The following is a 17,304-nucleotide window of genomic DNA, read 5'->3' as shown; positions in this document are numbered from 1 at the left end:
TCAGGGCCCGTTATTCATCGTCCTGCGCATCCGGGTCACGCTTGGCCCTGGGGTGAGCACTGTCGTAGACCTTGGCCAGATGCTGGAAGTCGAGGTGGGTATAGATCTGGGTGGTAGAGAGGTCGGCATGTCCCAGCAGCTCCTGCACCGCCCGCAGATCGCCGGAGGACTCCAGCATATGGGTGGCAAAGCTGTGGCGCAGCTTGTGGGGGTGGACGTGGGCGTTGAGCGCCTGCTTGTTGCCCCAAGCATCGAGGCGGGCCTGCACCGAGCGCGCCGACAGCCGCTGCTTGCGGCTGGAGACAAACAGCGCCTCGCTCTCGTCCCCAGCCAGCAGCGGGCGCACCTTGAGCCACTTCTGCAGCCACTCGACCGCCATCCGGCCTATGGGTAGCACCCGCTCCCGCGAGCCCTTGCCGGTCACCTTGAGCTGGCGATCGTCGAGCTTAAGATCCACCAGATTGATCCCCACCAGCTCGGCCAGACGCAGCCCTGAGGAGTACATCAGCTCCATGATGGCGCGATCCCGCACCGCCAGCGGATCCTGCTCGTCGGTGATGTTGAGCAGCTGGTGCATCTCGTCCACATCGAGGTTTTTCGGCAGCGGCCGCCCCTGTTTGGGGGTGACGATGCCACGGGCCGGATTAGCGGTCAGCCGACCCTGCCGCACCTGCCAGTCGCAAAAGCTGCGCAGGGCAGAGACCTTGGTGGAAAGGGAACGAGGAGCAAGGCCCCCCTTGTGCATCCGGGTCACCAGAGTGCGCACCTGACTCGCCTCGAGCCGACCCCAGTCAGTGAGCCCGAGGGCCACCAACTCGGTGGTCATCGCCTCCAGATGGGCTTGATAGTTATTGCGGGTATGAGGGCTGAGCTGACGCTCGACCCTCAGGTATTCGATAAAGGCCGCCAGCTCGTCCGCCAGTGCCGCAGGCAGTGGCGGTGCGACGACGGGAGCTTTGGCGGGCGCCCTGGCCGGTGTTCTAGCCATGAGTCAACTCGGGCAGACGCAGTTGCAGCAGGCGCCCCAGTTGGCCCAGCAGCAGGGTGTCGTTGTGGGGAGTAAAGTGGCCGGGATCCGAGCTGGCGAAGGCCAGCACGCCGAGATCGCCGAGCCGCATCAGGGCCACCGAGTTGACCAGCACATCATGGCCAAACAGCGCCTGATTCTCGCTCTGGCTCAGGCGGCCAAAGTAGTAATCCTGCCCCGGCAGGCGCTGACCCAGCAGGGATTCGAGCTGCTTGCCCTGTGCCAGAAAGCGCTGCTCGGGCCCGCTCAGGGCAAACTTCTTGGGATTGAGCCAGAACCGCAGCCCGGTCAGGCGCAGCCGCTGGACAAAGGCCTTGCCCATCACGGCACTCACCTCGAACAGGGTCTGGCAACCGTACAGCTCGCCGTAGAGATCGGCATAGACCCGGAAGATCCGCTCGTTCTCGCTGGCGATCCCCATCAATTCGGTGATTTCCTGCTCCAGCTGTTCGATCCGCTCGCGCTGACGCTCCAGCTGGCGCTCGACCAGCGAGACCGAGCCCTTGCGCTCGTGGGGAATGCGGATCCGGTCCAGCACGGCGGCATGGCGTTGGAAAAACTCGGGATAACGGGCCAGGTACTCCAGCACAGTGGCTTCATCCACCGATTGCTCCTGCCGTTTGAGTTCGCTCATAAATTGGTTGATCCATCAGAGAAATGGGGCTAGCTGCCCCGACATCATTGGCAAAGGGGGCCAACGCCCCCCGTACCTGAACCTTTATCGGCTAAACCTCTATCTGGCCGTCAAACACATGCTCGGCCGGCCCGGTCATATAGACCGGCTGGCCCGGCCCTTTCCAGGCGATGGTCAGCTTGCCGCCCGGCAGGCTGACGGTGACCCGCTCCTTGAGCTTGCCCTGACTGATGCCAATCACCGCCGCCGCACAGGCACCGGTGCCGCAGGCCAGGGTCTCGCCACAGCCCCGCTCGAACACCCGCAGCTTGATCTCGGTGGCATTGACCATCTCCATGAAACCGACGTTGACCCGCTCGGGAAAACGCTCGTGGCGCTCCATGATGGCACCGAGCGTCTCGACCGGCGCATCGGCGACCGAAGGCACCTCAATGACGCAGTGGGGATTGCCCATGGAGACCACGCCACACATCACGGTATGCTCCTGCGCCCGCAGCAGATAGGTTTTCTCTGCCTTCTGGGCCCGGAACGGGATCTTGCCCGGCTCAAACTGGGGAACCCCCATGTTGACCGTGACCTGATTCTCCCCCTCCAGCTGCAACACGATGCGACCCCGGGCGGTACTGACCGCGATGCGATCCCGGTTGATCAGCCCCTTGAGGCGCACGAAACGGGCAAAACAGCGGGCGCCGTTGCCGCACTGCTCCACCTCGCTGCCATCGGCATTGAAAATGCGATAGTGGAAGTCGAGTTCAGGGTCATAGGGCGGCTCCACCAGCAGCAGCTGGTCAAAGCCAATTCCGAAGTGGCGATCTGCCAGCTTCTTGATGACGTCATTGCTGAAAAATACCTTCTGGGTGACGCCATCCACCACCATGAAGTCGTTGCCCAAGCCATGCATCTTGGAAAAATCTATCAACATCGTGCATTCCTGTGCTGTTAGGGCTGTAAAAACTCACCGTCAACCACTATGAAGTCGTTGTCCACAGCCCCATGCATCCTGGAACAATCTATCAACATCGTGCATTCCTGTGCTGTTAGGGCTGTAAATACTCGCCATCAACGACTATGAAGTCATTGGCCACAGCCCCATGCATCCTGGAACAATCTGTACACATCGCGCACTCCTGTGCTGTCAGGGCTGTAAAATTCTGTCGTCTCTATCTACTGCATCAGGGCAGCAGGTGCTCACCGCGCCAGAGATCGGCCAACTGCTCACGCTCGCGGATCAGGTGCGCCTCGGCACCATCCACCAGCACTTCGGCGGCGCGCGGACGGGTGTTGTAGTTGGATGACATGGTAAAGCCGTAGGCACCGGCCGAACGCACCGCCAGCAGCGCCCCCTCGGCAATCGCCAGGGTGCGCTCCTTGCCGAGGAAGTCACCGGTCTCGCACACCGGGCCCACCACGTCATAGAGCGCGGGAGCATGACCGGCACGGCTATCCACCTCTATGATGTTCATCCAGGCGCCGTAGAGCGAGGGGCGCAGCATGTCGTTCATGCCGGCATCGATCAGTGCAAAGTTGCGGGTCTCGCCCGGCTTCAGGTACTCGACCCGGGTCAGCAGCACGCCGGCATTGGCGACGATGGCGCGGCCCGGCTCGAACAGCAGGGTCAGATCCCGGCCCGCCAGCTTCTGCTTCAGCGCTTCGGCATACTCGGTCGGGTGCGGTGGCTGCTCGGAACCGTAGTTGACCCCAAGGCCGCCCCCCACGTCCAGATGATGGATATGAATGCCTTCCGCCGCCAGACCATCGATCAGCCGCAGCAACTTGTCAGCCGCTTCCATAAAGGGATTCAATTCAGTGAGTTGCGAGCCGATATGGCAATCCACCCCGACGATCTCGATGTTCGCCATCGTGGCCGCCTTGCGATAGATGGCGGGCGCCAGCTCGATGGGAATGCCGAACTTGTTCTGCTTGAGGCCGGTGGAGATATAGGGGTGAGTACCGGCATCGATATCCGGATTGACCCGCACCGAGACGCGAGCCTTCTTGCCCATGCTGCCCGCCACCCGATTGAGGCGCTCCAGCTCGGCTTCCGACTCCAGATTGAAGCAGAGGATCTCTTTATCCAGCGCGAGGCGCATCTCAGCCTCACTCTTGGCCACGCCTGAGAAGACCACCTTGGCCGGATCACCACCCGCCGCCAGTACCCGCGACAGCTCGCCACCGGAGACGATGTCAAACCCCGAGCCCAGTCGGGCCAGCAGGTTGAGCAGCGCCAGATTGGAGTTGGCCTTCACCGCATAGCAGATCAGATGGGGAATATCGCCAGCGGCCTTGTCGAAGGCGTGCCAGTGGCGCTCGAGGGTCGCACGGGAGTAGACGTAAAGCGGGGTACCGTACTGCTCGGCAAGCTGTTGCAGCGAGGTTTGCTCGGCCTGAAGCTGGCCGTCGGCGTCGTAGTTAAAGTGATCCAAGGGGGCGGTTCCTTCCTAGAATGGGTGCGGCATTAGTGCGGCACGGCCTCGGTGGCAGCCTCAGTGGTCGCAGGCGGTGCTGCTTGCGGTGTACTCTGGCTCTGTGGCTGCTCGGGGGGCGGCATATAGAGCGGCCCCTTCAGACCGCACGCGGCCAGCCCGAGGGACAGAAGAGTGGCAAGCAGACACTTGGTGAACTGAGTGATCATAATGGTTCGCTGCGAAAAAATTTTTGGCCCTCTATAATCGCACTCACATTGTTAAAAGCAACAGGATAAACCGATGAAGGATCACGAGTATCACGCCCTGACCGACGCCTTTTTCCAATATGTGGAAGACACGCTCGACGAGGGGTATCCGGATATCGACTGCGAACGCAACGGCGGCGTATTGACCCTCTCTTTCGAGAACAAGACCAAGGTCATCATCAACAAGCAGGAGCCACTGCACCAAATTTGGGTCGCCACCCGCGAGAACGGCTTCCACTTCGAACTGCAGGGTGACACCTGGATCGACAACCGCTTCGGCCACGAGCTCAAGGCGCTGCTGAGCCAATCCTGCACCGCCCAGGCGGGCGAAGAGGTGGTGTTCCCATGATCGACCTGCACCCGCAGGGCGCCCGTCATGCGGTGGTCTGGCTACACGGGCTGGGTGATTCCGGCGCCGGTCTCGCCCCGCTAGTGGAGGCGCTGGATCTGCCCGCCGAGCTACCGGTGCGTCACCTGTTGCCGGATGCTCCCGAGCGCCCCATCACCATCAACATGGGCTACAAGATGCGCGGCTGGTACGACATCAAAAGCTTCGAGGATCCCGCCGAGCGGGCCGTGGAGTCCCATGTCCGTGAATCAGCCGACCAGATTGCCGCATTGCTCGATCAACTGGTGGCCGACGGGTTTGCCCCCGAACGCATCGTGCTGGCGGGCTTCTCTCAGGGCGGGGTGATTGCCTCCTTCACCGCGCTGCGCTATCAGACAACGCTGGCGGGCCTGCTCTGCATGTCCACCTATCTGGCCGCCCCCGACAAACTGCTCGGCGAGATGAGCGAGGCCGCTCGCACCCTGCCCATCAGCTACATGCACGGCATCTACGACGATGTGGTGAGCCTGTCGCTCGGTTGGGATGCCAAAAACCGGCTGGAAAGCGCCGGGCTCGCCCCCGAGTGGCACGAGTATCCGATGCGTCACGAGATCTGCCGTCCGCAGCTCGGCGACATTCGCAGCTGGCTGCTGGCTCGCCTCGGCGCCTGAGCAACCGCAATAGCAAACGGCCTGCATCTGCAGGCCGTTTTTTATGGCGATTCCAACTGACGGGTCAGCCCACTTCTCGAGCGGGCGGCACCTGTTCGCGCAGAGTGCCCTGACTGCGATAGGGGATCACATCCAGCTCGTCATTCACTTGTACTATCTCGTAGTACTGCGGCAGGTTGAAGTTGATGAACTGCCCATCATCGCTGAACCGCTCGTGATTGGAGGTGTAGAAGCGGTTGACCCCCGCCACCAGCTCATCCTTGTTGCCGGCAAAGTGCTGGTAGATCTCCACCCTGTTCGCCTCATCGAGGATGTAGATGTTGGTGCCCGCATCCCGGGTATCGAAGAAGAACTGCACCAAGCCTTCGCTGGCGTAGGCATCGACGATGCTCGGCAGATGCTGGCTGTGGGTCTTGTCGAGCCGCAGCGGCAGGTGATCCAGCTTGTTGTGGGAGATGTGACGGTAAAAATCGATGGCGTTTTCCAGCTTCTTCACCGACACCCCGCGCCGCTCGAAGAAGATGCCGTACTTCTCGCGGCCAAGGGCCATGGTCTTGACCAGCTGTTGCTTGTCGCGGGCCAGGCGCAGATCGATACACTCCGCCACCAGGGTCTGGAAACGGGAGCGCACCAGAGAGCGGAAGTGCTGGCTGTAGCAGAACACCTCGATCATCTCGGGGGCGGCGGCATCCTGATGCATCTTGCCGAGGATGGTGGTGAGGGCATCGACCACAGCTTCATCCCCCTGGAAGTGCAGGGTACGGATCTCGCTCCAGGAGTTGCGGTAGACCAGATCCACCGAGCCGACCAGACACTCCTGATTGCGGCCGAACGAGAAGACATCCACGGTGTTGGCGTCAAATTCGATCACCTGACCGACCCAATGGCTGGTCGGATCCATCTCCAGATTGAGGAAGATGGAGAGCTGACGGATCTCGCATGGTCTGCTGAGGGCCAGGTTGGTGGCCAGCGGGTACTTTTCGGGGAAGCAGCCGGAGAGATCGCGGCAGAACTGGTGCAGATTGTCGATGTGCAGATCCGAGCCCTGATTGAACAGGTGCACCCGCGACTGGGGCGTCAACAGATCGTTGAAGTAGGCCCAGGAGACCAGCTTGCTGATGTAACCGTTGAACTCCAGCGGCGCGCGACCAATGATGTCCACCGGCTCCAGCGAATGTTTGTAGAGATACCAGCCAGCGCGATTGAGGCGACCGTGCGGCACCTGCACGAAGCTGAGATCCGGCTCGCTGAGATCAGGTGCGATCTTGAGGTTGATGCGCTGCACCTTGCCCGGCAGGCTCTCAAACGCGGCGTAGAGCTTGCGCGACAGAATGCCGATATCTTCCGGGTTGATCGACTCGCTGATGTTGTTGCGGCGGGCGAACTGGATCAGGTTGCGGTAGCTCTGCATCAGAGCTTCCAGCAGCTCGGCGTGAGCGATCTTCACCTCTTCGATCTTCCACTCATGGCGATGATCGAGCTGATAGAGTTTGTCCTGACTCCAGCCCCAGTAGGAGACCAGCTGGCTCATCTGCTCGCGACGCCACTCGGGGGAGTGATCATCCTTGGGATGGCTGAGACCGTCGCACACCTTGAGGTAGAAGCAGCGGCGCACCAGATCGAGCCGCGCCATGTCGCCGATGGACTTGAGGTAGTTGGTCACCTTGTCCAGCATCAGACAGTAGTTGTCGAGCCGGTAGTGCATCCCCTCGTTGTGCTGGAACCAGTCGCGACCAATCATCGACAGCAGGCGGGTGTTGGGATACTCGTGGGAGTAGGCTTCCATCAGCACCGACTTGAGCACCGCCTTGTAGGGGGAGTCGATCCCCTTGTAGAGCTGCCACAGGGCGGAGCCGAAATACTCTTCAGCCGGAATACGGTCAAAACTGCCGAGATCGAGCCAGTCATCCTGCTTGAGCTTGCCGCTCTCGAACAGCTCGTTCACATACTCATCGTAGTGATCATCATACTCGGTGGGCACCAGATACCAGATCAAGCGTTTGCCCGCGATACGCATGGCACTGCGGTAGAACTCGTCGAGCAGCAGCAAGTGCTGGGCACTGCCGCAGCTCTCCCCCTGCATCTGGGCATCGTTGGTCTGGCGGAATTTGTCTTCCGGGATCAGGAAGAAGTTGAGATCGACCCCGCGCTGTTCGGCCCACTTGGAGAGTTGCTGGCACTTCAGCTCCAGCAGATCGAGCCGCTCCTGCGACAAACCGGCCACGTGGCAGACCCAGATATCGAGATCGGAGTGACAGCATTGCCCGATGGAGGAGGTGCTGCCCATGGAGTAGAGCCCCTGAATGGCTCGATCATGGGTGGCAAAACCACTCTGGCAGTTGGCATTGCGGCAGAGGTCATCGATAAAGGCTTGCTGCTCGACGGTGGCGCTGAAGCTCCAGATGCCATAAGGGACATCACCGGAGACATAACCGGGCAGCAGGGGATGATTGAAGTGCAGCATGACAGGCAGCAGTTGGAATACCTGCTGCCCATAGCGACTCATGAGGCCTAACGCCCGTTGCGTCTTGAGACGGGTAATGTCGTCATAACGCGCAACCAGCGTATCGATGTGTTCCTGCAATGCCCTGCCTATCACCTAAGTGAAAATGACGCACCAAAAGGGGATACGTCAAAAAAGTGTGATCATGTTAACAATGCAAACAGCGGTGGTAAACAAGCCTTCAGCTAAACGCCAGATTATTTCTGGTATGACCACATCAAGTATCAGGGGAAATCATTAAATTCCAATACATTCAATGAATTAATCAACACCACTTGCTTAATGAAAATCATTTTCAGCATGCATTTTTGAGCTTGGCCCCGCTTTTGCCGGCTCCGCCATGAAAGCCCGGGCAAAGGGTGGTAATATCGATTCCCTTCTAAAAATGAAACAACTGATTGATATGGCAGCCCGAACCCTGAAAATTGCCACTCGCAAGAGCCCGCTGGCCCTGTGGCAGGCCAACTTTGTCAAAGACCGGCTCGAAGCCCTGCACCCGCAGTTGCAGGTCGAACTGGTGCCCATGAGCACTCAGGGTGACAAGATCCTCGATACCCCGCTGGCCAAAGTAGGCGGCAAGGGGTTGTTCGTCAAGGAGCTGGAGACCGCCATGCTGGAAGGACGGGCCGATATCGCCGTTCACTCCATGAAAGACGTTCCGGTGGAGTTCCCCGAGGGGCTCGGCCTGCACACCATCTGCGAACGGGAAGATCCCCGCGATGCCTTCGTTTCCAACCGTTTCAAGGCCATTGCCGAACTGCCGCAAGGGGCCGTAGTCGGCACCTCCAGCCTGCGCCGCCAGTGCCAGCTGCGCGCGGCGCGCCCGGATCTGGTGATCCGCGACCTGCGTGGCAACGTCAACACTCGCCTCGCCAAGCTGGATGCCGGTGAGTACGACGCCATTATCCTCGCCGCCGCCGGTCTGAAACGACTGGAGATGGCGCACCGCATCACCGCCTTTATCGAGCCGGAACAGAGCCTGCCGGCCAACGGTCAGGGCGCTGTCGGCATCGAGTGCCGCCTCGACGATGTTGAGCTGCACGCCCTGCTGGCGCCGCTGGAGCACGCCGAGACCCGCGCCCGGGTGCTGACCGAGCGCGCCATGAACCGCGCCCTGCAAGGGGGATGTCAGGTCCCTATCGGTGCCTACGCACTGGTCGAAGGCGAGCAGATCTGGCTGCGCGGTCTGGTGGGTAGCCCGGACGGCACCCAAGTAATCCGCGACGAGATCCGCGGTCCGCTGGCCGATGGTGAGGCCCTCGGCGAGCAGTTGGCCCAGCGCCTGCTGGCCGCCGGTGCCGACGAGATCCTGGCCGAGGTCTACCGCGCATGACCCCGCTGGTGGTGCGTCCGGCCGCTCAGGCCGCGGGGGGGGGGGGGGGGGGGGGGGGCGGGCGCGCGGGGGGGCCGGGGCCGCCCCCGCGCCGCGGGCGGGGGGGCCGGGCCGCCCCGCCGGGGGGGGGGGCGCTGGGGGCGCCCCCCCACGGTCATGCACCACTCTGCTGCCCGCTGCTGGAAACCGTGGCGGGCAGTGAACTCCCTCTCCTGCCCGACCTGTTGCGCAGTGCCAACGCGGTTATCGCCGTCAGCATCCATGCCGTTCATTTTGCACACGATTTTCTGTTGCAAACTGGTCAGACCTGGCCACATATTGAGTACTTTGCGGTGGGTCAGGCCAGCGCAGATGCGTTTGCAGCCATCGGCATCACGGCAAGTTGCCCGGATGACCCGCGTAGCGAAGGGCTGCTGGCCCTGCCCGCCCTGCAGCAGGTAGCAGGCAAACGGGTACTGATCCTGCGCGGCAATGGCGGGCGGGATCTCATCGCCAGCACACTGGCCTCACGCGGTGCTCTGGTGCACTATTGTGCGGCCTATGAGCGCCACTACCCCGAGCTAGACGGGGACAAATTAACCCGCCACTGGCAGGCAGCGGGGCTGGACAGCCTGCTCATTACTAGTGGTGAACTGCTGCAACAGCTGCTGGAGCTGGTTCCCGACCACCAGCGGCCCTGGCTTTTTGACCGCCTGCTGGTGGTCCCCAGTCCGCGCGTGGCCGAGATGGCCCACTCCGCGGGCTTTATCCATATCACGATTGCCCAAGGTGCATCCAACCAGGCCCTGACGGCCGCACTGGAACTGAGGAAGATGGAATGACAGAACAACAAGAATCCCAGGTCAAACCCCAGCCGACCGCTGCGGTCAATGGCAGCAAGAGCCGCTCCGGTGCCGTACTGGGAGGGGTTGCCATCATGCTGGCCCTTGGCCTGACCGGCGGTCTCTATCTGCACGGTCACAAGAATGCCGTTGCCCAGCAGGCCGAGCTGGCCCAGCTCAAGCAGCAGCTGGCGAGCGCCCTGAGCAAGATCGACCAGACCAGCAGCAAGGATGCCGAGCAGTTGGCTGCGCTGGATCAAACCCAGCAGCAACTGCAAGGGGAGATGCAGGGTCTGCAGAACCGGGTACTGGATCTGAATGACAAGCGCCCCAACGACTGGATGCTGGCCGAATCCGAGTATCTGGTACGGATGGCGGGCCGCAAACTGTGGCTGGAGCATGACCTCGTCTCCGCCATCACCCTGCTCGGCAACGCTGACGAGCGCATCGCCGCCCTCAACGACCCGAGCCTGATGCCGATCCGCAAGGCGCTGGCCGAGGATATCGCCAAGCTCAAGGGGATGCCGCGCATCGACCGCGAGGGACTGACCCTCAAGCTGGCTGCACTGTCCGACCAGATCGAGCTGCTGCCCCTCTCCACCGTCAGCATGCCGGAAGCCAAAGCCGAGCCGGATCAGGCGGTCAGCACCAATCCCGACGAGTGGGAGAGCAACCTGAAGAAGAACTGGGTCAAGTTCACCGAGAACTTCGTCACCATCCGTCGCCGCGATGGCGCGGTCGAGGCACTACTCTCGCCGCAGCAGGAGATCTTCCTGCGTGAAAACCTCAAGACCAAGCTGTTGCAGGCCCAGCTCTCCGTCTATCGCGAGCAGCAGGCGCTCTACGAAGACAGCCTGGACAAGGCCCAGCGCTGGCTGACCCAGTATTTCGACACCGACAACAGCGCCACCCGCTACATGCAGGGCGAGATCGACAAGCTCAAGGGTGAGCAGATCCAGATCGACTATCCGGCCCAATTCAAGACCCAGGCCATGCTGGAGCAGGTGCTGACCGAACGCCTGCAACGCATTCTGGCCAGCAGCTGAGGAGGGCACCATGATCCGTATAATCATTCTGGTTGCCGTGATGGTCGCAGGGCTGATCTTTGGCCCGCAAGCCTCCGGCAACAAGGGCTATGTGCTGATTGCCCTTGGCAATTACACCATCGAATCCTCCGTCACCAGCGCGGTGATCCTGGCCGTGCTGTTCTACGGCGCCCTGCTGATCGTCGAGTGGCTGCTGGGCCGGGTATTCGGCCTGCGCCGCAAAACCCTCGGCTGGTACGGCTCGCGCCGCCGCCGCAAGGCCAATCAACAGACCGTGGCCGCCACCCTGGCGATGGCCGAAGGGCACTACAGTCAGGCTGAAAAGCTGATGATCAAGGGGGCCAGCAACAGCGACACCCCGCTGCTCAACTACCTGAGCGCCGCCAAGGCGGCACAGGCCCGTGGTGACGACGCCCGCCGGGATCAATACCTGCAAAAAGCGCAGGAGGAGAATCCCAAAGCCGAGCTGGCGCTCACCCTGACCCAGACCCAGCTGCAGATCGAGCAGGGCCAGTACGATACCGCGCTGGCGATGCTGGAGTCGGTCTACGCCCTCAACCCGCGCCACCCCATGGTGCTGGATCAGCTGCGCCAGGTGCATCTGGCCCGTCAGGACTGGAGCGCCTTGTGCGACCTGATCCCGGCACTGCACAAGGTGGGCAAGCTGACCCCGAAACAGGAAGAAGACCTGCTGCAACAGGCCTGGTGTGGCCGCCTGCAACAGGCTGACGGCAGCCTCGAGACCCTCAAGGCGGTATGGCAGGATCTGCCGCGCAAGCTGCGCCTTGAGCCGGAACTGCTGGCCTGCTACGGCGATCTGCTGCGCCAGCTGGGCGCCGACGGCGAAGCCGCCACCCTGTGGCAGGAGGCGCTGCGCAAACAACCGATGCCACAGCTGCTGGCTCGCCTGCCCAAGCTGAAACTCGACAGCTACCAGCCGCTGCTGGCGCTGCTGCAAAAGCAGCAGGGGCAACCGGAGGTGGACACCGCACTGGCCCAGCTCTATCTGCTGGCAGGCCAACTGGATGATGCCCAGAAGCTGCTGGAACAGGAGGTGGAGCGGGCGCCGAGCGCCGCCGCCTACCACGCCCTCGGCCAGCTGATGGACAAACGCCGCCTTACCAACAAGGCCAACGAGTACTATCGTCAGGCACTGGAGCTGGCGGGGATCTGATCCCCGGCGAACAGAAACGCGAGAGGCCGCATGATGCGGCCTCTTTTTTATCTCTTCACCCTTCTCTCGTCAGGTGGTGAGCCGCTCCAGCTCGCCGATCAGCCAGATGGCCTCAGCGCGATGGCTGCCGCACACATCCATCATGGGGCGAAAACCGCCACACACCGCCGGTCGCTCCGGTTGACCGAAAATCTTGCAGCCGAGGGCGCTATCGAGCTGGATACAGGGGACGCCAGCCGGTTTGCCATCTGGCATACCGGGAATGGCACTGCTGATACTGGGGGCGATGCAACAGGCAGCGCAGCCGCTACGACACTCCATAGACTCCACTCCTTTGGGACGGTCTGAGCCACCATAGCCGAAGCGGCGGCACAAACGTAGCTGGCGCACAACAAAAAGCCCGACCGCACGGGCGATCGGGCTTCAGACACAGCCGGTTCAGCGAGCCATCATCACAGGATGATATCTCATACCACGCTGTCTTTGCGTTCCAGGTAATGGATCGACTTGATACGGCGGCACATAGTGCGGGACTTGCCGCCGACCAGCACTCACCACATCACAGAATAATGTCGCGCACTACGCTGTCTTTACGCTCAAGATAATGGATCGACTTGATACGACGAATGGTACGCGACTTGCCACGGATCAACAGAGTCTCGGTGGTCGCCATCACGCCATCGCTGGTGATGCCATCCAGCAGGTCACCCTTGGTGATGCCTGTGGCGGAGAAGATGACGTTGTCATTCTTCGCCATGTCTTCCAGCTTGAGCACCTTATTGACATCGATACCCAGCGCTTCGCAGCGGGCAATTTCCTGCTCGCCCAATGCACGCACTTCCGGACTGTCGCCCTTGACCCGGTGACGCGGCACCAGACGGGCCTGCATGTCGCCATCCAGCGCGCGGATCACCGCAGCGGAGATCACCCCTTCCGGTGCGCCGCCGATGCCATACAGCATGTCGACTTCGCTGTCCGGCAGACAGGTGAGGATGGAGGCGGCAACGTCACCATCAGGAATGGCGAACACCCGCACGCCCAGCCCCTGCATCTCCTTGATCGCCTTGTCATGACGCGGCTTGGCCAGGGTAATGACGGTCAGACGGGAGAGCGGCTTGCCCAGCGCCTTGGCCACGGACTTGAGATTCAGCTCGAGAGCCTGATTCAAGTCGATGGCGCCTTTGGCCTTGGGCCCGACGATCAGCTTTTCCATGTACATGTCAGGCGCCTTCAGGAAGGAACCCTTGTCGCCCACCGCCAGCACCGCCAGCGCGTTGGCCTGACCCATGGCGGTCATGCGGGTACCCTCGATGGGATCGACCGCGATATCCACCGCGTCGCCGTGTCCGGTACCGACCTTCTCGCCGATATAGAGCATCGGCGCTTCATCAATTTCACCTTCGCCGATCACAATCTCACCATCGATCTCGATCTGGTTGAGAATGTGGCGCATGGCCGCTACGGCCGCACCATCAGCGATATTCTTGTCACCACGTCCGAGCCACTTGTAGCCAGCCAGTGCAGCCGCTTCCGTCACTCGGGAAAACTCGATTGCCAGTTCACGTCTCATCGCATATCCAACCTATGGAGCTCGAAAACGGGCGGCATTCTACCACAAGGGCAAACCTTTGCGCACAAAAGTAGCCGTTGCGAGCAAGAATGTAGCCAATTCATCCAATTGCAATCCAACTGCCATCGACTCTTCACCCAACTGTCACCCCGCTGTCATCCCTGCGGCCTAGCATGGCCCCGTCTTCAAAACAAAAGCTTGCAACACAAGGGATTAAGATGAAAAAGCTGACTGTAGTGGCACTGACTCTCACCGCAGCCTTCCAGGCTCAAGCCGTTGAAGTGTATAAAAATGACACCTCTTTGCTGGATCTCTATGGCCGTATCTACGCTGGCCACTTCTTTGGTGACAAGAAGGAACTGGATGCCAGCGGCAAACCGAAAAGCGAATACAGCGACAAGCAGGGTGCCAACCAGTTTGTCCGTTTCGGCGCCAAGGCCGAGACCCAGATCCAGAGCGGCCTGAAGGCTCTGGCTCAGTACGAAGTACAGATGTATATCAATGACAGCGAGAAGACCATCAGCGAGAACTCCGACAACCTGCGCACCCGCCTGGCGTTCGCCGGTGTCGGCGCTGACTGGGGCACCGTGACCTTCGGTCGCCAGAAAGGGGCCCCGGGTTTCCTGGCCGACTGGACTGATGTTTCCCTCTCCGACGGCTACGGCAACGACGCGCTGGGCGCCAAGACCGACACCTTCGCCACCAACCGCGCCGGTTCCGTGCTGAAATACTCCGGCCTGTTCAATGGCTTCCAGCTCGACACCAGCTACAAGTTCGACGGTGGTGACACCGAAGAGACCACCAGCAAGGATAGCGACGCCGCCTACGGTGCTGCCGTGGCCTATACCTTCCCGTTCAACCTGTCTCTGGGTACCGCCTACAACATAGGTATCCGCGACAAGAGCGGTGAAGAAGATGCCAAGCTGTGGCTGATCTCCGCCAAGTTCGACAACAAGGCCGCCTACGCCGCCCTGAGCTATGCCGATGGCAGCGACTTCATCGCGACCGGCACCGATCACACCGGTTGGGAAGCTGCGCTGGGCTACAACTTCGAGAACGGCTTCGGTCTGATGGCCCTGTGGAACAAGCAGGAACAGGACAAGGCTGGCATCAAGAAAGACAACGTGGATTACTACACCCTGGGTGCCCAGTACAAATTCAACAAGAACCTGCGGGTGATTGGTGAGTACCGTATCAACAATCTGGACAGCAAGGAGAGCGGCAAGCTCAACGTCAAGGATGACTTCCAACTGGCTGCCCGCTACGACTTCTAATCGAGGTTTTGCGGATCCCCAAAGCGCGATGGCTTGCCATCGCGCTTTTTGCTGGGCGTCGTTCACGACCGGATAAAGTAGCCTAGGCTCAACAGTAGATGTATCGCCGGAGAGATGATCATGGTCAGGCTGCCTTTCGTCCTGCTGTTGCTGCTGGCTCTTCCCGCTCACGCCCTCTCTATCGCCATGGTGCTGTGGCGCGGTGAAACCGCAGCCGAAGCGGGCTTTCGGGCAGAGCTGACCCGTCTTGGCTATCAGGCCACCATCACCACCTATAACGCCGATCAGGATCGTACGGCGCTGGCAACCATGCTGCGCCAGCAGATGCTGCCGAAACTGGCCGAATACGACTACATCTACACTTTTGGCACCACCGCCACCACCATGACCAAGAGTCTGGTGGCCAACCGCAAGCCTCTGATTTTCAATGTGGTCTCCGGTCCGGTCGGGGCAGACATCCTCTCGGAAGACAAAGCCCAGAACAGCATGGTGGCCGGGGTAAGCAACATGGTGCCGATGGCACTGCAACTGGCCAACGCCAGCGAGCATCTGACCACCAGCAAACGGCTGCTGCTACCCTTCAACCCCCGTGAGCAGAACACCCTGCTGGTGGCCGATATGCTGCTCAATGAAGCGAAACGCTATCAGTGGCAGATGGTCACCTGGCGAATGGCCCCTGACCCACGGCGGCTGGACAACGAACTGAAGCGGCTGCAACAGGATGCCAAAAACGACATCGTCTTTCTGGCCGCAGACAGCTATCTGCTCTCCATCGCCCCCCGTTTGCTGAATGCACTCAACGAAGCGGCCATCCCTACCATCTGCAGTGCCGAGCTGTTCGTCGAACACGGCTGCAGCGTTGGCACAATCAGCAGCTACGAGGCGCTGGGCAAGATGGCAGCAGGGATCATCCATCGCCACCAGCAGGGAACCGAGCTGCAAGATATACCGCTGCAGACCGACCCCCATCCCAAACTGGTGTTGGGGCAACTGGGTAACGCCACCACGCAGGAGGCGAGCCCCGAAAAGCCGAAGCCTTGATAAAGATCTCGGCCAGTCAGGCTCCGGGCGGGTATGCTGTTGACCCCCATCGCCCGAGAGCCCTTTCCCATGAGCACCACCGTCTTTTTTGCCGTTCTGCTGGCCGCCCTGCTTCACGCCAGCTGGAATGCGCTGGTCAAAATTGGCGAAGAGCGGCTGGTGGGGGTGTCACTGGTGGCGATCTTCTCAGGGCTTATCGCCGCCGTCGCGCTGCTGCCCATGGGGCTTCCCTCTACTGCCGAGCTACCCTGGCTCGGCCTCTCAGTCCTGCTCCATACCGGTTACTGCCTGTTTCTCAGTCATGCCTACAATCAGGGGGATTTTGGTCAGATCTATCCGCTGGCCCGTGGCAGTGCCCCGCTACTCGCCATGGTGTTAAGTGCCCTGCTGCTGGGGGACTACCCAGGTTACGGCGGCATCGTCGGCGCCTGCGTGCTGATCATGGGGGTCTTGCTGATGGCCTGGCGAGGTGGGCAGCAGCGCCTTGCCAGCAAAGCGGTTCGGGCGGCACTGATCACGGCCATGTTCACGGCGACCTATACCCTCTCGGATGGGGCTGGCGCCCGCGCAGGGGGAGAACCGGTACGCTACACACTCTGGCTCTTTGCCTGTACCGGGCTGGCGATGCTGCTGGTGTTGATCGTCCACCAGAGGCGCAACGCGTGGCGCCAAATCCGCCGCCATGCAATGTCAGGCATGGCGGGAGGCGCCATGTCACTGCTCGCCTACGGGATTGTTATCTGGGCCATGACCCAAGCCCCTATTGGCGTGGTCGCGGCCCTGCGCGAAAGCAGCGTGTTGTTTGCCATGCTGCTCTCGGTCTGGCTGCTGAAAGAGCCGCTCGGGCGCATGCGGCTGACGGCGGCGGCCATTATCACTGGCGGCGTGCTGCTGACTCGGCTGGGAGGATAAGCGCTGTCGCCATTGGGGCGGATTTATCTGACAGGATGGCGTAATTCACTCCGCCAAATATGCCGAATACGAATAATGGAAATAAGTGTCAGCCCTGGCGTAAATGTTTACATCCGCAACGTATCAATTAACTGGCAGGTCTGTTTATTTCAACCACAGCTTCATTCGGGAAACTTACCTGCCCAGCAACATTAATGATAAAATCGTTCGGGAATTCAGATAATAAGTGCGACACTCATGGATGAATGGCGAGAGGTGGCCAACTGCTGATTGGTGGTACCCTTCTGCTCGCCAAAGTA

General features: G+C 61.0%; 17 protein-coding genes. 9 read left to right on the top strand and 8 right to left on the bottom strand.

The genetic code is table 11. From position 1 onward, the window contains the following. Nucleotides 1–10: 10 nt before the first annotated feature. The 5 genes from xerC to lptM all read right to left on the bottom strand — a co-directional run bounded on the left by xerC (nucleotide 11) and on the right by lptM (nucleotide 4,293). Nucleotides 11–988 carry a tyrosine recombinase XerC gene (gene xerC, locus ACW5W8_RS14960; protein ID WP_498628499.1) on the bottom strand — a complete coding sequence of 326 codons (978 nt, stop codon included), beginning with the start codon at nucleotides 986–988 and terminating at the stop codon, nucleotides 11–13. Further along, nucleotides 981–1,661 carry a DUF484 family protein gene (locus tag ACW5W8_RS14955; RefSeq protein ID WP_498628498.1) on the bottom strand — a complete coding sequence of 227 codons (681 nt, stop codon included), beginning with the start codon at nucleotides 1,659–1,661 and terminating at the stop codon, nucleotides 981–983. The genes xerC and ACW5W8_RS14955 overlap by 8 nt, the downstream gene beginning before the upstream one ends. 91 nt (nucleotides 1,662–1,752) lie before the next feature. Continuing rightward, entirely contained in the window at nucleotides 1,753–2,583 is an 831-nt protein-coding gene (gene dapF, locus ACW5W8_RS14950; RefSeq protein WP_005336371.1) for a diaminopimelate epimerase, read from the bottom strand. 250 nt (nucleotides 2,584–2,833) lie between these two features. Continuing rightward, nucleotides 2,834–4,084 (bottom strand): diaminopimelate decarboxylase, encoded by a 1,251-nt coding sequence (gene lysA, locus ACW5W8_RS14945; RefSeq protein ID WP_498628497.1) that lies wholly within the window; start codon nucleotides 4,082–4,084, stop codon nucleotides 2,834–2,836. A 32-nt stretch (nucleotides 4,085–4,116) separates the two neighbouring features. Then, nucleotides 4,117–4,293, bottom strand: a complete 177-nt coding sequence (gene lptM / locus ACW5W8_RS14940) for an LPS translocon maturation chaperone LptM (protein WP_498628496.1) — start codon at nucleotides 4,291–4,293, stop codon at nucleotides 4,117–4,119. 73 nt (nucleotides 4,294–4,366) lie between these two features. On the opposite strand from lptM, the gene cyaY reads away from it, so the two are divergent. Beyond that, a complete protein-coding gene (gene cyaY / locus ACW5W8_RS14935; protein ID WP_069554181.1) occupies nucleotides 4,367–4,681 on the top strand; it encodes an iron donor protein CyaY in 315 nt (104 codons plus the stop codon). Beyond that, nucleotides 4,678–5,331, top strand: coding sequence for an alpha/beta hydrolase (locus ACW5W8_RS14930; RefSeq protein WP_498628495.1), 654 nt, complete (start codon nucleotides 4,678–4,680; stop codon nucleotides 5,329–5,331). Before cyaY ends, ACW5W8_RS14930 begins: the two co-directional genes overlap by 4 nt. Nucleotides 5,332–5,395: 64 nt before the next feature. On the opposite strand, the gene ACW5W8_RS14925 is transcribed toward ACW5W8_RS14930, so the two are convergent. Further along, nucleotides 5,396–7,915: a class I adenylate cyclase gene (locus ACW5W8_RS14925; protein ID WP_498628494.1), complete on the bottom strand. Its 2,520-nt coding sequence runs from the start codon at nucleotides 7,913–7,915 to the stop codon at nucleotides 5,396–5,398. A gap of 322 nt (nucleotides 7,916–8,237) precedes the next feature. On the opposite strand from ACW5W8_RS14925, the gene hemC reads away from it, so the two are divergent. From hemC to ACW5W8_RS14905, 4 genes are read left to right on the top strand one after another with little or no spacing between them, the layout of a single operon-like run. Beyond that, nucleotides 8,238–9,167: a hydroxymethylbilane synthase gene (gene hemC, locus ACW5W8_RS14920; RefSeq protein ID WP_139435215.1), complete on the top strand. Its 930-nt coding sequence runs from the start codon at nucleotides 8,238–8,240 to the stop codon at nucleotides 9,165–9,167. Next, nucleotides 9,164–9,988, top strand: a complete 825-nt coding sequence (locus ACW5W8_RS14915) for a uroporphyrinogen-III synthase (protein WP_498628493.1) — start codon at nucleotides 9,164–9,166, stop codon at nucleotides 9,986–9,988. The genes hemC and ACW5W8_RS14915 overlap by 4 nt, the downstream gene beginning before the upstream one ends. Next, the gene (locus ACW5W8_RS14910) at nucleotides 9,985–11,034 is read left to right on the top strand and encodes a uroporphyrinogen-III C-methyltransferase (protein ID WP_498628492.1); all 1,050 of its coding nucleotides are present in this window, start codon (nucleotides 9,985–9,987) and stop codon (nucleotides 11,032–11,034) included. Before ACW5W8_RS14915 ends, ACW5W8_RS14910 begins: the two co-directional genes overlap by 4 nt. 10 nt (nucleotides 11,035–11,044) lie before the next feature. After that, a complete protein-coding gene (locus ACW5W8_RS14905) occupies nucleotides 11,045–12,208 on the top strand; it encodes a heme biosynthesis HemY N-terminal domain-containing protein (RefSeq protein WP_498628491.1) in 1,164 nt (387 codons plus the stop codon). A gap of 69 nt (nucleotides 12,209–12,277) precedes the next feature. Here the strand turns inward: ACW5W8_RS14905 and ACW5W8_RS14900 are convergent, their stop codons facing one another. Beyond that, a complete protein-coding gene (locus ACW5W8_RS14900) occupies nucleotides 12,278–12,529 on the bottom strand; it encodes a YkgJ family cysteine cluster protein (RefSeq protein ID WP_005336384.1) in 252 nt (83 codons plus the stop codon). Between the two features lie 238 nt (nucleotides 12,530–12,767). Then, the gene (gene glpX, locus ACW5W8_RS14895; RefSeq protein WP_042061575.1) at nucleotides 12,768–13,778 is read right to left on the bottom strand and encodes a class II fructose-bisphosphatase; all 1,011 of its coding nucleotides are present in this window, start codon (nucleotides 13,776–13,778) and stop codon (nucleotides 12,768–12,770) included. 218 nt (nucleotides 13,779–13,996) lie between these two features. Between glpX and ACW5W8_RS14890 the strand changes: the two genes are divergently transcribed. The 3 genes from ACW5W8_RS14890 (at nucleotide 13,997) to ACW5W8_RS14880 (ending at nucleotide 17,005) form a co-directional block, all read left to right on the top strand. Further along, a complete protein-coding gene (locus tag ACW5W8_RS14890) occupies nucleotides 13,997–15,052 on the top strand; it encodes a porin (protein ID WP_498628490.1) in 1,056 nt (351 codons plus the stop codon). 120 nt (nucleotides 15,053–15,172) lie between these two features. After that, entirely contained in the window at nucleotides 15,173–16,093 is a 921-nt protein-coding gene (locus ACW5W8_RS14885; RefSeq protein ID WP_498628489.1) for an ABC transporter substrate-binding protein, read from the top strand. 33 nt (nucleotides 16,094–16,126) lie between these two features. Continuing rightward, nucleotides 16,127–17,005 (top strand): EamA family transporter, encoded by an 879-nt coding sequence (locus ACW5W8_RS14880; RefSeq protein WP_498628488.1) that lies wholly within the window; start codon nucleotides 16,127–16,129, stop codon nucleotides 17,003–17,005. Nucleotides 17,006–17,304 lie beyond the last annotated feature (299 nt).

Source organism: Aeromonas aquatilis, from assembly GCF_054052405.1.
Note: the sequence above shows the minus strand (reverse complement) of the source record. Positions and strands in the feature narration are given on the sequence as shown.